This window comes from Stenotrophomonas sp. HMWF023 (assembly GCF_003060985.1).
Classification (GTDB): Bacteria; Pseudomonadota; Gammaproteobacteria; order Xanthomonadales; family Xanthomonadaceae; genus Stenotrophomonas; species Stenotrophomonas lactitubi.
The window spans coordinates 1-13,769 of the sequence record NZ_QAIJ01000102.1 but is presented as its reverse complement, the minus strand read 5'-3'; the positions used below and the strand labels follow the sequence as shown (position 1 = coordinate 13,769).

Sequence of the window (13,769 nt, the reverse complement as noted above, 5' to 3'; positions counted from 1 at the left end):
CGGCCACCCGGTGCGCACAGCTCGGAAATGGTGTCCGGGCCGTTCACCGCGGCGTCGATGGCGTACTGGCCCGGCACGTTGGCGCACAGGCGCAGTGCGCCCAGCAGGTCCAGCGCGGCGCGGAAGTCGCCCAGGCGGGCGTCGTCGCCGCTGAGGTGGGCCCAGCCCACGCGCCAGCCGCAGGCACGGTGCACCTTGCTCAGGCCGCTGAAGGTCAGGCAGGGATGGTCACCGGCCAGCGGTGCGACCGGCTGGAACACCGCGTCGTCGTACAGGATCTGGTCGTAGATCTCATCGACCAGCAGCAGCAGGTTGTGCCGGCGCGCAATCTCGACCACGCGCTCCAGCAGCTCGCGCGGGTAGCTGGCGCCGCTGGGGTTGTTCGGATTGATCAGCACAATGGCGCGGGTGCGCGAGGACACCAGCGTCTCGATCTCGCTCGGGTCCGGCTGGAAGCCATTCTCGGCGGCGCAGCGGTAATACACCGGGCGGCCGTCGTTGAGGATGGTCGAAGCCGACCACAGCGGGTAGTCCGGCGAGGGCACCAGCACTTCGTCGCCCGGGTTGAGCAGCGCACGCAGCGACAGGTCGATCAGCTCGCTGACGCCGTTGCCGACGAACACACGATCCGGGTGGGCATCCGGCGCGCCACGGCGGGCGTAGGCGGCGGCGATGGCTTCGCGGGCGACCGGCAGGCCCTGCTGGTGGGTGTAGGGATCGGTGCGGCCCATGTCATCGGCGATGGCGCGCTGCAGGTGTTCCGGTGCACGGAAGCCGAAAGCGCCGGGATTGCCGATGTTGAGCTTGATCAGCTTGTGGCCCTGCGCCTCCAGCTCCCGGGCTCGCCGCGCCAGTTCTCCGCGGATTTCGTAGCGCACTTCGGAAAGGCGCTCGCGGATGACCAGGGGTTTGGGCGAGGGAGTGGACATGGGCGGTGGGCCGCAAAAGGCATGGGGGTTCCATGGTAGCGGAATTGCTGCAGCGCATGGCAAGGGCTGCAGGGCCCGCCAACATTGGGCTGGGCGGCATCGCACAGGTAGAATGGCGGCGATGACCCAGACCCCCGATTTCACCGCCCTGCAGACCATCGGCTGGCCCTGGCCGGGCCCGCCGGAGCATGCCGACTGGCAGGCCGCGATGGCCGCACACCCGCAGGCCCGACCGGCGCGGGTGATCGAACAGCACCGCACCCACTATGTGGTGGCCGATGGCCCGGACGCGTCGATCAAGGCCGAATCCTTGCCGGAGTGGCAGCGCCCACGCTTCCCCAGCCACGAACGGCCGGCGGTTGGCGACTGGGTGCTGCTGGACGGCATCCGCATCGTCGCTCTGTTGCCGCGACGTACCGCCATCAAGCGCGGCGCCGCCGGTGAGCACTACCACCAGCAGGTGATCGCGGCCAACATCGATACCGTCTTCATCGTCTGTGGGCTGGATGCGGACTTCAATCCGCGCCGTATTGAACGCTACCTGCTGCTGGTGGGCGGTGGTGGTGCCGAACCGGTGGTGGTGCTGACCAAGGCCGACCAGACCGAATACAGCGAAGATGCGTTGGCGGTGCTGGAGGAACTGGAACTGCAGGGCATCGCCCTGCACGCCATCAACGGCCTGGATGCGGACAGTGTTGCAGTGCTGGAGCCGTGGCTGGGCCCCGGCCGCACGGTGGTGCTGGTGGGTTCTTCCGGTGCGGGCAAGTCGACGTTGACCAACACGCTGCTGGGCGAGCAGCGGATGAAAACCAACTCGGTGCGCGCCAACGATTCGCGCGGCCGCCATACCACCACCCACCGCGCGCTGATGCCGCTGCCGATGGGCGCCTGCCTGATCGATACGCCGGGCATGCGCGAACTGAAGCCGACTGGCGAAGAAACGCTGGCCGAAGGTGGTTTCGCCGATATCGAAGCGCTGGCCGCGCAGTGCCGCTTCAACGACTGCATGCATCAGCAGGAACCGGGCTGTGCGGTACGCGCGGCGATCGATGCCGGCGAGATTGAAGAGAGCCGGCTGCAGAACTACTTCAAGTTGAAGGAAGAAGTGGCCGCCGCTGCCGCGAAGTTGGCCGTGCGCCAGGCCGAGACCGCGCAGGAACGTGGCGGCAGGAAGGGCAAGGGCCAGCAGTTCCGCCCCGCGGGCAAACCGCGCAGGCGCTGACCCGGCGGTACCGGGAACGCGCTTCTGGTAGGTGCCAATCTTGGTTGGCACTGTCAGGGCGGGGGGCAGCCCAGTAGATCTACGCCATGCATGGATGCTTTCCGCGCATGCATATCTGTGCCAACCAAAGTTGGCACCTACCAAAGCAAGGGCAGGGCGCTATAGTCCGCCCATGGAACCGACCGCGACGCTTGACCGTGACGTGGCCCACCATGCAGCGCTCGATGCGCGCCTGGTCGAGGCCGTAGGAGGCATCCGCCTGCTGGGCCTGACCAGTTGGCCGGCAACCCTGCAAGCACCCTTCCTGGACAGCGTGGCACGCGGCCAGCCGAAGCTGCCGGTGATCGACTACCCGAAGCTGGACTTCAGCGACGAGCGTCGCGCGCTGGCGGCGCTTGCTGCCGAGTGTGATGAAAGCCATCCGCTGGGCCATTACGTGCGGCAGTCCGCGCAGAGTTGGGATCTGGCCGCGCAGCTGCTGGAAGGCCTCGGTACCGCGGCCGTGGATGCCTGTTCGGTGCAGTTGTTCGGTTCACCCGAGCAACCATTGCCGGGCAACGGACCGAGCACGCGCGATGCAGCACGCCACTTCATCCAGATTGCTGCCGAACTGGATCACGAACTGCTGGCACCGGAAGAACAGGTGCCGATCTCGGCGATCGCGTTGCAGCTGCAGCTGCAGAATGACCTCGATGCATTCTTCGAATCGCGCATCATCCAGGTGCAGCTGGACCCGGATCTGGTCTCCAAGGCGGCGGCCGGAGCCACCCGCATCCGCCTGCGTACCAGCGCGCGTTTCAGCGCCTACGACCGCGCGCAGCTGTTCCACCACGAAGCGCTGGTACATTCGCTGACAGCGTTGAATGGTCGCGCGCAGCCGGTGCTGCCGAGCCTGGCGCTGTCCTCGCCACGGGTGACGGCCACCCAGGAAGGACTGGCGACATTCGCCGAACAGATCACCGGCAGCATCGACATCGAGCGACTGAAACGCATCAGCCTGCGTACCGAGGCGATCGCGATGGCGCGCGAAGGTGCGGACTTCATCGAGGTGTTCCGCTACTTCTGCGATGCCGGGCAGAACCCGGAAGAGAGCTTCGCCTCGGCGCAGCGGGTATTCCGCGGCGTGCCGCCGACTGGTGGCCTGGCCTTCACCAAGGACACGGTGTACCTGCGCGGTCTGGTGTCGGTGCACACGTTCTTCCGCCACATGCTGGCCGAGGATCGCCTGCAGGTCTGCCGCTGGTTGTTTGCCGGCAAGATGAGCCTGACTGATGCGATCGCGTTCGCGCCGCTGTTCGAATCGGGTGTGCTGAAGCCACCGCGCTGGCTGCCGCACTGGATGAGCCGGGCGAACGGCTTGGCCGGCATGCTGGCGTTCTCGCTGTTCGCCAACCGCATCCGGATGGACCAGCTGGCGCCGGAATGAAATGCGTTGGCGGCTTATGGCGTCTTGATTGATATCGGGGAGAGCGGGGGGCTTGCGCTGGCCAGGACACGCCGCAAGTACGTCCCTGTAGGCTCGGCCACGGCATCCATGCCGTGGACGGTCCTGGCCAGCGCAAGCCCCCCGCTCCAGACAATTTCCTGCGAGACGGCCAGCAATCCACCAGAGGGATTACGCTTGAAGAGCTTGAAAAGCAAAGAGCCGGGCACTGCCCGGCTCTTTGCTTTTGCTCTTGCTTTCCATTGCCTCCGCGCCGGCGCGGGGAACTGTCCAGCGCGGGTAGGCAGGCCCATGCAGGACCGTTGGCGCCATGGATGGCGCCATCGAGCCCCCATGGATGGGTTTACGGCGTGTCCTGCATGGGCCTGCCTACCCACGCCATGCAGGAACAATCAACGCGCCGCAGCGCCCGCTTTTCGACTTAGAACTCCGCCGCCACCGTCATGAACACCTGCCGCGGCGCACTCGCATGGATCGCATACCGCGTGCCCTTCGGATCGGTCGGTGCGAACGAACTCAGCTGGCCCGCATAGCGCTTGTTGGTCAGGTTGGTCGCGTTCAACGACACCCGCACGTTGCGCAGGCCCAGGCCGGGGCCGAAGTCGTAACCGGCACCCGCATCGAAGGTGGTCACGCCCGGCACCGACTGGTCGTTGGTGTAGGTGTAGTAGCGCTTGCCGGTGTACTTGGCGCGCAGGCTGGCGAAGAAGCCATCGCGGTTCCAGCTGATCTCGCTGGACGCCATGCGCTGCGGCGTATCCACGGTGATCTTGCCGGCCACCGGTACGATCGCACCGCCCGAGGTGTAGTCATCCTCGTAGGTGGTCTTGTTCCAGGACAGCGCGTTGTACCACTGCAGGCCATCGACCGGCTTGAGGATGAAGGTCAGCTCTGCACCGTGGCTCTTCACCGAACCGACGTTGATGAAGCGCGTCACGCACTCCGGACGCGTGCCGACTTCGATGCTCGAGCACGGGTTCAGCGACAGCAGGCGGTTGTCGAACTTCACGTTGTAGGCGGCGATCGAGGCCTGGTATTTCTCGCCGAAGGTACGGAAACCCGCTTCCAGGCTCTTGGACTTCTCCGGCTCCAGGCCGGCGCTGGCCGCGAACGATTCCGGTGACACCTGCAGCGGGCCACCGCTGCCGCCGCCGACGAAGGCAGCGATGTTCTCGGCATACGAGGCGAATACCTCGTTGTTGGCGTTGAGCTTGAAGCCCACGCCCAGCTGCGGCAGCACCGATTCCTTGGCGGTCAGCGTGCCCGAGGCAATGCTGGTTTCCACGCCCGGCTGGGCCTTTGCGGTCATGCGCGTGTTGGGGCTCTTGATGCCCACGTCCACGGTCAGGCGCTGGTCGAGGAAGCGCATCCGGTCCTGCACGTAGAACTGGCGGGTGCGGATGTCGAAGTCCTGGTTGAACAGGCGGCGGTCCGGGTTCTGCAGGTACAGGTCGTCCAGGAACGGACCGCTGATGTAGTAGAAATTGCGCGAGACGTTATGGTCGTTCTGTTCGTACCAGACGCCGGCTTCCAGCTCATGGATGCCGACCGTCCACGACAGCGCGGCGGTAACGCCGTCGCGGTTGATGGTGTAGTTGGTGCTGCGGATCGAGATCGGCAGCATCTTGTCGGTGCCCGGGTAGGACGGCTGGCCCGGCGCCCACCAGTGGCCCTGGCCACGGTTCTCATGGTGGTAGCCCAGCAGCTTCAGGCGGCCCTGCTCACCCAGGCGAATGTCGGCGTCGATCGAGTACAGGTTGTCATCGCGCAGCGCACGGCTCTGATAGTACGCATCGTCGATGCTGTTGACGCCGCCGCTGAACGCACAGCCCGCCTTGTTGTAGGTGCCCGGTGCGCAGTACGCAGCTGCGACCGCGCGATTCCAGTCCGGTGCGTAGATGTTCCAGTCATAACCCAGGCCGCGCGCCAGCATGTCCTTGGACAGGTAGGCATAGTTGGCCTGGCTGGCACGCGAGGTGGCGACGAAGGCGCCGAAGCGGTTGTCGCCCACGTTCCACACCGCCTTGGCGTTGAACTGGCGGGTGGTCTGGTTCTGATACGGCGCGGCCCACATGTCCTGGTCCTGGTGCACGCCGGAGACATAGGCCGAGAAGCCGTTGATGTCGCCGGTGTCCACGCGCAGGTAGCCGCGGCGCTGGTTGTCATCACCCGCGGTGATGCTGGCGCGGCCGCCGAACTCGGTGGACGGATCCATCGAGAAGTACTGGATGGTGCCGCCCAGATTGCTGGTCGAGGCCACGCCCAGCGAACCGATGCCCTGTGACAGCTCGGCGCCGGCCAGGTTCTCGGCGATCAATGCACGGGCGATGCTCAGGCCGTTGTAGTTGCCGTAGCTGTTGTCGCCCAGCGGAATGCCGTCCAGCGTGTAGCCCAGGCGGCTCTTGTCGAAGCCGCGCAGGCTGATGGTCTGCGATTCTTCATTCGCACCGAACGCATCGTTGGACTGCACCGACACGCCGGGCAGGCGGTCGAGGATCTTCTGGCCGCTGGTACCCGGCGGCAGCACCTGCTTGTCGACGGTGGTGATGCGCTGCACCTGGCGGGTCTCGCCCTGGCCGATGACCGAGACGGTATCCAGCGTCTGCGCGCTCAGCGCGGTATCGGCGGTGGCGTCGGTGGCTTCAGCGGCGTGGGCGCTGGCGGCGGAAAGCGCGATCGCCACGGCGATCGTCAGGTATCGGGTCTGCATGATGGTCCATTGCATGGGGGGCGGTCACCGGCCCGGGGGCGCGGTGCATGGCCACTATGCGAACGGAACATGAAACCTTGTTTACGAAAAACCAACGAATGGCGACGTGGGGAAGCCGCGCAGGGCGTGAATCTACCGGGGGAGGGGAGTAGACCCACGCCCTGCGTGGAAAGGGCTAGCCCATGTACAGGCCACCGTTGACCGGATAGTCGGCACCGGTCACGTAGGAGGCTTCATCCGAGGCCAGCCAGGCACACAGGCCGGCGACTTCTTCCGGGCGACCCAGGCGCCGCACCGGCACCGACGCGGCCAGTCGATCCAGCACGTCCGGCGGGAAGCTGCTGATCGCCTGGCTGGCGATGTACCCCGGCGACAGGGTATTCACGGTGACCCCGCGCGAGGCGACTTCAGCTGCCAGCGCACGGCTGAAACCGTGCATCGCGGCTTTTGCCGTGGCGTAGTTCACCTGGCCGATCTGGCCCTTGTGGGCGCTGACCGAACCGATGTTGATGATGCGGCCCCAGCCACGCGTGGCCATGCCATCGACCACCTGCTTGGTCAGGTTGAACAGCGAGTTGAGGTTGGAGGCGATCACTGCATTCCAGTCCTCCACCGTCATCTGCCGGAACAGCAGGTCGCGGCTTCCGCCGGAGTTGTTGACCAGCACGTCCACCTCGCCGACTTCGGCACGCACCTTGGCGAAGGCCGCCGTGGTCGACGCCCAATCGGTCGCGTTGCCTTCGGAGGCGATGAAATCAAAGCCCTGTTCGCGCTGCTCGCGCAGCCAGTTGGCCTTGCGCGGCGAGTTGGGTGCGCAGCCGGCGACCACAGTGTGGCCGGAACGGGCCAGGCTCTGGCAGATGGCAGTGCCGACACTGCCCATCCCGCTGGTGACGTAGGCGATGCGAAGAGTCATTGCAGAACGCTCCTTGGTAAGGGAATCAGGTCGTGAAGGGATAGAGACCGAACAACAGGCCGCCGATCATCAGCAACAACGAAATGGCGATCGCCCACTTCAGGGTGAACTTCTGGTGGTCGGCGAATTCGACCTTGGCCAGCCCCACCAGCAGATAGGTGGACGGCACCAACGGGCTGAGCAGGTGCACCGGTTGCCCGGCCAGCGAGGCGCGGGCCATTTCCACCGGCGTGATGCCGTAGTTGCCGGCCGCTTCGGACAGGATCGGCAGCACGCCGAAGTAGAACGCGTCGTTGGACATGAAGAAGGTGAACGGCATCGACGCTACAGCGGTGATCACCGCCAGGTACGGGCCCCAGCTGTCGGGGATGATGGCCAGGAAGCTGTGCGACATCGCTTCGACCATGCCGGTGTTGTTGAGGATGCCGGTGAAGATGCCCGCGGCGAAGATCAGCGCCACCACCGACAGCACGCTGCCGGCATGGCTGACCACACGGCGGCGCTGTTCGGCCAGGTTCGGGTAGTTGATCACCAGCGCGATGGCGAAGCCGATCATGAACAGCACCGGCATCGGCAGCACACCGATGATGAGTGCGCTCATCAGGGCCACGGTCAGCGCCAGGTTGACCCACAGCAGCCTGGGGCGCTTGGTGTCTTCGGCATCTTCCACGGTCGGCAGCGTGTTGCCGTCGTCGGACACGCTGTTGTCCATCCAGCTGCCACCCTTGGGCAGGGTCACCACGCCAAGACGACGGCGCTCCTTCAGGCCCAGGTACCAGGCCAGCAGCAGCACGCCAGCGCAGGCGATCACCATCGACGGAATCAGCGGCACGAACACATCGGCTGGGTCCACATGCAGTGCGGTGGCCGCGCGCGCGGTCGGGCCGCCCCACGGCGTCAGGTTCATCACACCACCGGCGAGGATGGTCACGCAGGTCATGTTCAGTGCGTTCATGCCCAACCGCTGGTACAGCGGCAGCATCGCCGAGACGGTGATCATGTAGGTGGTCGAACCATCGCCGTCGAGCGAGATCAGCATCGCCAGTACGGCGGTACCGAACACGATCTTCATCGGGTCGCCCTTGACGAAACGCAGGATGATCCGCACCAGCGGATCGAACAGGCCCGCATCGATCATCACGCCGAAGTAGAGGATGGCGAACATCAGCATCACGCCGGTCGGCGCGATCTTCTTGATGCCTTCCAGCATCATTTCGTCGATGCCGGCGGCGAAGCCACCGATCAGGGCGAAGATGATGGGAATGGTGATCAGGGCAACGAGTGGCGACAGTCGTTTGCTCATGATCAAGTACATGAACGTAATGACCATGCCAAAGCCGAGGATGCTCAGCATCATCTGCGGACTCCTAGAGGAAACAGGACGTGGGACGTGGAAGGGGCCCGGGAGCGTGCGCGCCCGGGAAGAACGCGTTTAGAAGTCGAACTGCAGGCGGCCGGTGACCGCGCGCGTGCGGTCCACCGTGGTGCCGGCCAGGCGATCGTGGTTGCGGCTTTCGATCACGTTGAGCATGAAGCGCAGGTTGTCGCGCAGGTACCAGTTGCCGCCCAGCGTCCAGCCTTCGGTACTGCCACGGCGCAGGTCGGGTTGGCCATCGAGGTGCTGTGCGCCCCACATCTGGTCGTAGCGCAGGGCCACCTCGAAGGCACCGGCCTTGTGGCGGATGTTCTTGACCCGGGCGAAGCGGCCGGTCTTGCGGTCGTAGGCGCGGCTCTCGCCAGTGACGAACCAGCTGAGCATGCCGTAGGCGGCCATCACATCACCGCGCTGGGCACCATCATCGAAGGTGGCGCCGCTGAACTCACCCTGCCATGACAGCGGGCCGCGCACCTGCGCATATTCCAGCGACCACTTGTTGACGTCGGTATCGCGGCCGGCGGAGAAGTCGACCAGGGTCAGGCGGCTCTCGTCGGACAGATGGCCGGCCGGACGCGGGCGGATCTTCAGGCCCGGCGTGCCGTTGCCACCCGGGTTGTCGTAGGCCTCGCGGGCCAGCGACAGGCCCAAGTGCAGCACGTCGCCCTCACTGGGGGCCGGTGCCCAGGTGACGCGGCCACCGGCGGCGCGGCCCTTCACCTGCCAGGCATCGATGCTTTCCAGGCTGTACACGCTGGCGGCCCAGGTGAAATCGCCTGGATTGGCCTGCCAGGACGCGCCCAACCGGTACAGCGGCGCCAGCGTGGTGCCGGCGTTGCCGCGCTCCAGGAAGCTGCCGTAGTTGGAGCCGGTGCGGTCGTCCAGCGAGAAATACTGCTTGAACTGGCCCACGGTGAGCCGGCCGGCATCGCCGAAGCTGCGGCTCAGGTAGACGTCTTTGGCCTCGACGCGGTCGCCGGAGAAATCGGCTTCCAGCTTGTAGTCGACCACGAAGAACTTGCCGGAAACGTCAACCCAGGCGCGACGGATCTCGGTGTCATCCTTGTTCGGCGTACCCCGGTTGTCGTTGTCGAAGGTGGCGAAGTCCAGGTGCAGGCGGCCGCCGACCGTGGCGGTCACCGGACGCTCGTCCTCTGCGAAGGCCGGCGCGGCCAGCGCAGCCAGGGCCATCATGGCGGCAGGACGCCGCCAGGCAATGCTCAATTCCACAAACCCTCCCAGGTGCACGCCAGGCGCGCGGCAATCGTGGGCACCGGACGGTGCGCGGCCGCAGTCTGTGTCGCGCAAGCTGTCATCGTCCTGTCAGCGGTTTGTGCGGTGCAGCGTAAAAGGCCGCCGCTGCGCTCGCCGGGCATGGCCCGGCGCTACCCCACGACGATGCACCCGGTGGCGCCGCCACGCCCGGCGGAACCGGTCAGCATCGGTAGCGCCGGGCCATGCCCGGCGAGCGCAGCGGCGCCATGCGGTAGCATTCGTTTCCCCCCTCACGCCCCCGCCCATGCGCCTGCTGCTGGTCGAAGACAACCCGGACCTGGCCGATGCGATCATCCGTCGCATGCGCCGCAGTGGTCACGCGGTGGACTGGCAGGCCGATGGCCTGGCCGCCGCCAGCGTGCTGCGTTACCAGAGTTTCGATCTGGTGGTGCTGGATATCGGCCTGCCCAAGCTGGATGGGCTGCGCGTGCTGGCCGGCATGCGCGAGCGCGGTGACAGCACCCCGGTGCTGATGCTGACCGCACGCGACGGTATCGAAGATCGCGTGCAGGCGCTGGATGTCGGTGCTGACGACTATCTGGGCAAGCCGTTCGATTTCCGCGAGTTCGAAGCGCGCTGCCGGGTGCTGCTGCGACGTGCGCGCGGGCAGGCCAGTGAAGTGGTGCAGATCGGTGGCTTCCAGTTCGACAACGCCGCACACCGGGTGAGCCTGGATGGCGAGCCGATCGAGCTGCCCAACCGCGAATACCGCTTGCTGGAGATCCTGGTCGGGCGCTTGGGCCAGGTCGTGGGCAAGGATGAGATCGGCAATGGCCTGTTCGGCTTCGATGACGAAGCGGGGCCGAACGCCATCGAGCTGTATATCGGTCGCCTGCGCAGGAAGCTGGCAGGCGCGCCGCTGCGCATCACCACGGTACGTGGCGTCGGCTATCTGCTTGAAGCCAGCGACAGCCAAGCCGACGCCGATGGCTGACGCGCGCAGCGCAAGCGCCGCCCCCGGGTCGCTGCGGCGCACCCTGCTGCTGTACCTGGGCGCGTTGCTGGCGGTATTCGCAGTGGCGCTGCTGTTCGCTGCACGCGACTACGGCCAACGCGCGGCCAACCGCTCCTACGACCATCTGCTGGTGTCCTCTGCGCTGTCGATCGCCGATTCGGTGGCCTTGGTGGACGGCCAGTGGCAGGTGGACCTTCCCTATGCGGCGCTGGATCTGCTGGCGATGGCGCCGGAAGATCGCGTGTTCTACCGGGTCGCCGACAGCCGTGGCAACCTGATCACCGGCTACGGCGACCTGCCAGCGTCGCCGCGTCGGCCGGGCTCACAACCGCAGTTGTTCGATGCAGCTTACAGCGGCGAGACCGTGCGTTTCGTTGTGGTCGGACGCAGCTTTGCCGCTGCCTCCGCGCAGGGCGAGGTGCAGGTGCAGGTGGGGCAGACCCGGCGTGCGCGCGAAGCGGTGGCGCAGGAACTGGTCAACCGCGCGCTGCTGGCGATCGGTGTGTTGTCGGGGTTGCTGCTGGCACTGGTGGCCTTCGGCGTGCATCGCGCGTTCCGGCCGCTGGTGCGGGTCGAGCGCGAACTGTCACGCCGCGAGCCGTCCGACCTGAAACCGCTGGATGCGCGCGTGCCACGTGAGATGGACCAGATGGTGGCAGCGCTGAACCGCTTCATGGAACGTCTGTCCAGCAGCAATGAAACCCTGCGCGCGTTCATGGCCGAGGCGGCACACCAGATGCGCACGCCGCTGGCCGCGCTGCGTGCGCAGGCGCAGCTGGCGCTGGATGACGACGACCCGCAGGACATGCGGCGCAGCCTGCTGGCGATCGAGCGCAACGCCACCCACATGAGTCGCCTGCTCAACCAGCTGCTCAGCGATGCCAGCGTGATCCATCGATCACATCTACAGCGCTTCGCCACCGTGGACCTGGCCGAGACCGTGCACCAGGCGCTGCACGAAGCGCTGCCGCAGGCCGGGCCCGCCCCGCGCGTGCAGCTGGCGATGACGGCCGAGCCGGTGCAGGTGCACGGCGACGCGCTGCTGCTGCGCGAGGCCATCAAGAATCTGGTCGACAACGCGCTGAAGTACGGCGGCGATGGTCCCTTGCAGATCGCGCTGACCGCTGAGGGCGAACAGGCCGTGCTGACCATCGCCGACCACGGTACGGGTATCGCCGCGGTGGATGCCGAACGCGTGTTCGAGCGTTTCGCACGGGGCGAGGGCGCGCCCTCCGGCGGTGCCGGCCTCGGCCTGGCCATCGTCAAGCGGGTGGTCGACAGCCATGGTGGCCAGATCGATCTCAGCAATCGACCGCAGGGCGGCCTGGTCGCCACCATCCGCCTGCCCCGGAGCAGCACATGATCCGCCTGTTCGCCGCTGTAGTTGTCCTGTTGCTGGCCGTGCCGGCCCTCGCTGCGCCGGGCGATGTACGCCGCTTCCCCGCACAGGGCACCGCCACTGCACAGCTGCGCATCCACGGCACCACCGATATCGAGGTGTTCGCTGAGGTCATCGCCGACTACCAGCGGCTGCATCCGGGCAGCGAGGTGGTATACGAAGACATCATCACCCAGGACCTGTACGCGCGTTACCTGCATGACCATGCCGGACCTGCGTCGCCGGATCTGCTGATCTCCAGCGGCATGGACCTGCAGACCAAGCTGGTCAACGACGGCCACGCGCTGCAGCACCGCTCGGTACAGACCCAAGCGCTGCCGGCGTGGGCGCAGTGGCGTGGCGAGGCGTTCGGCATCAGTTACGAGCCGGTGGTGATGGTCTACAACACCCGCAGGCTGCCGGCCGCGAAAGTGCCGCACACGCGTCGACAACTGCTGGACCTGCTGCGCGCGGCAGGGTCGCCGTTGCGCGGCAAGGTCGGCACCTACGATATCGAACGCAGCAGCGTGGGTTACCTGCTGGCGACCCAGGATGCCCAGCGCGGCAGCATCGCCGGGGCCCTGCTTGGTGCGCTGGGGGACAACGCGGTGGTGCGCGAGGAACGCACCGGCGTGCTGCTGGACCAGGTAGCCAGCGGCCAGTTGTCGTTGGTCTACAACGTGCTGGGCTCGTATGCGCAGGCGCGGATCGATGCGGGCGCACCGCTGGCCATCGTCGAGCCGGAGGACTACACGCTGGTGGTGCTGCGTACCGCGGTGATTCCGCGCACCGCAGCGCACCCGCAGGAAGCGCGGCGCTTCCTCGACTACCTGCTGTCGCCACGTGGCCAGCAGGTGCTCGCGCGCGAGGCACGGCTGATGCCGATCGTGCGCGGCGATGCACGCGGCGACGATGCGCCCGGCCGCAGCCGCCGCCCGATCCAGCTCGGCCCCGGTCTGCTGGTCTACCTGGATGCGCTCAAGCGCCGCCAGTTCCTGGATGCCTGGCGCAGTAGCGTGGAGCCGGCGGGGCGCTGATGCCCTGGTAGCGCCGGGCCATGCCCGGCGGATGCGGTTTGCTGCCCGTACAATGGCCGCATGAGCGAATACACCATCCTGATCGCCGATGACCATCCGCTGCTGCGTTCGGCGGTGGTGCAGTCGTTGCGGCAGAGCCTGCCGCTGGCGCAGGTACGTGAGGTCGCCAGTGCTGAAGCACTGGCTGCGGCGCTGGATGCACAGCCCGATGTGGATCTGGTGCTGCTGGATCTGACCATGCCCGGCGCGCATGGGTTCTCCGCGCTGCTGCACGTGCGCGGTTCGCACCCGGACATCCCGGTGGTGATCCTGTCTTCCAACGATCACCCGCGGGTGATCCGCCGCGCGCAGCAGTTCGGCGCGGCCGGTTTCATTCCCAAGTCCGCGCCTGCCGAGACCATCGGCGAAGCAGTAGCGGCGGTACTCGATGGTGGCCTGTGGTTCCCGGCGATGGCGGCCGAGCGTTCCGAGGCCGACGCGCTGCTGGCCAGCCGCCTGGCGCAGCTCACGCCGCAGCAGTTCCGGGTG

The 13,769-nt window shown here is 66.7% G+C and carries 11 protein-coding genes; 6 read left to right on the top strand and 5 right to left on the bottom strand.

Going from position 1 to position 13,769, the window contains the following annotated elements; translation table 11 throughout:
* Positions 1-929, bottom strand: a 929-nt coding sequence (locus tag DBR20_RS05485) for an aminotransferase class I/II-fold pyridoxal phosphate-dependent enzyme (protein ID WP_258223218.1), incomplete at its 3' end; no start/stop codon positions are given.
* A 121-nt stretch (positions 930-1,050) separates the two neighbouring features.
* Here DBR20_RS05485 and rsgA point away from each other — a divergent pair.
* Positions 1,051-2,151: a ribosome small subunit-dependent GTPase A gene (gene rsgA, locus DBR20_RS05480; RefSeq protein WP_229979786.1), complete on the top strand. Its 1,101-nt coding sequence runs from the start codon at positions 1,051-1,053 to the stop codon at positions 2,149-2,151.
* A gap of 172 nt (positions 2,152-2,323) precedes the next feature.
* Positions 2,324-3,577 carry a flavohemoglobin expression-modulating QEGLA motif protein gene (locus tag DBR20_RS05475; protein WP_108265478.1) on the top strand — a complete coding sequence of 418 codons (1,254 nt, stop codon included), beginning with the start codon at positions 2,324-2,326 and terminating at the stop codon, positions 3,575-3,577.
* A 439-nt stretch (positions 3,578-4,016) separates the two neighbouring features.
* Here the strand turns inward: DBR20_RS05475 and DBR20_RS05465 are convergent, their stop codons facing one another.
* The 4 genes from DBR20_RS05465 to DBR20_RS05450 form a co-directional block, all read right to left on the bottom strand.
* Complete coding sequence (locus DBR20_RS05465; protein ID WP_108265491.1) at positions 4,017-6,305, bottom strand: TonB-dependent receptor; 2,289 nt, start codon at positions 6,303-6,305, stop codon at positions 4,017-4,019.
* Positions 6,306-6,480: 175 nt separating this feature from the next.
* A complete protein-coding gene (gene phbB / locus DBR20_RS05460; RefSeq protein ID WP_025874115.1) occupies positions 6,481-7,221 on the bottom strand; it encodes an acetoacetyl-CoA reductase in 741 nt (246 codons plus the stop codon).
* 25 nt (positions 7,222-7,246) lie between these two features.
* Positions 7,247-8,575 (bottom strand): CitMHS family transporter, encoded by a 1,329-nt coding sequence (locus DBR20_RS05455; RefSeq protein WP_108265490.1) that lies wholly within the window; start codon positions 8,573-8,575, stop codon positions 7,247-7,249.
* Positions 8,576-8,653: 78 nt separating this feature from the next.
* Complete coding sequence (locus tag DBR20_RS05450) at positions 8,654-9,790, bottom strand: porin (RefSeq protein ID WP_108265477.1); 1,137 nt, start codon at positions 9,788-9,790, stop codon at positions 8,654-8,656.
* Positions 9,791-10,115: 325 nt separating this feature from the next.
* On the opposite strand from DBR20_RS05450, the gene DBR20_RS05445 reads away from it, so the two are divergent.
* The 4 genes from DBR20_RS05445 to DBR20_RS05430 form a co-directional block, all read left to right on the top strand.
* On the top strand, positions 10,116-10,805 hold the full coding sequence (locus DBR20_RS05445; RefSeq protein ID WP_108265476.1) for a response regulator transcription factor: 690 nt from the start codon (positions 10,116-10,118) through the stop codon (positions 10,803-10,805).
* Positions 10,798-12,189 (top strand): sensor histidine kinase, encoded by a 1,392-nt coding sequence (locus tag DBR20_RS05440; protein WP_108265475.1) that lies wholly within the window; start codon positions 10,798-10,800, stop codon positions 12,187-12,189. Before DBR20_RS05445 ends, DBR20_RS05440 begins: the two co-directional genes overlap by 8 nt.
* Positions 12,186-13,241, top strand: a complete 1,056-nt coding sequence (locus DBR20_RS05435) for an ABC transporter substrate-binding protein (RefSeq protein ID WP_108265474.1) — start codon at positions 12,186-12,188, stop codon at positions 13,239-13,241. Before DBR20_RS05440 ends, DBR20_RS05435 begins: the two co-directional genes overlap by 4 nt.
* A gap of 60 nt (positions 13,242-13,301) precedes the next feature.
* A partial coding sequence (locus DBR20_RS05430) for a response regulator transcription factor (RefSeq protein ID WP_108265489.1) occupies positions 13,302-13,769 on the top strand: 468 nt, incomplete at its 3' end.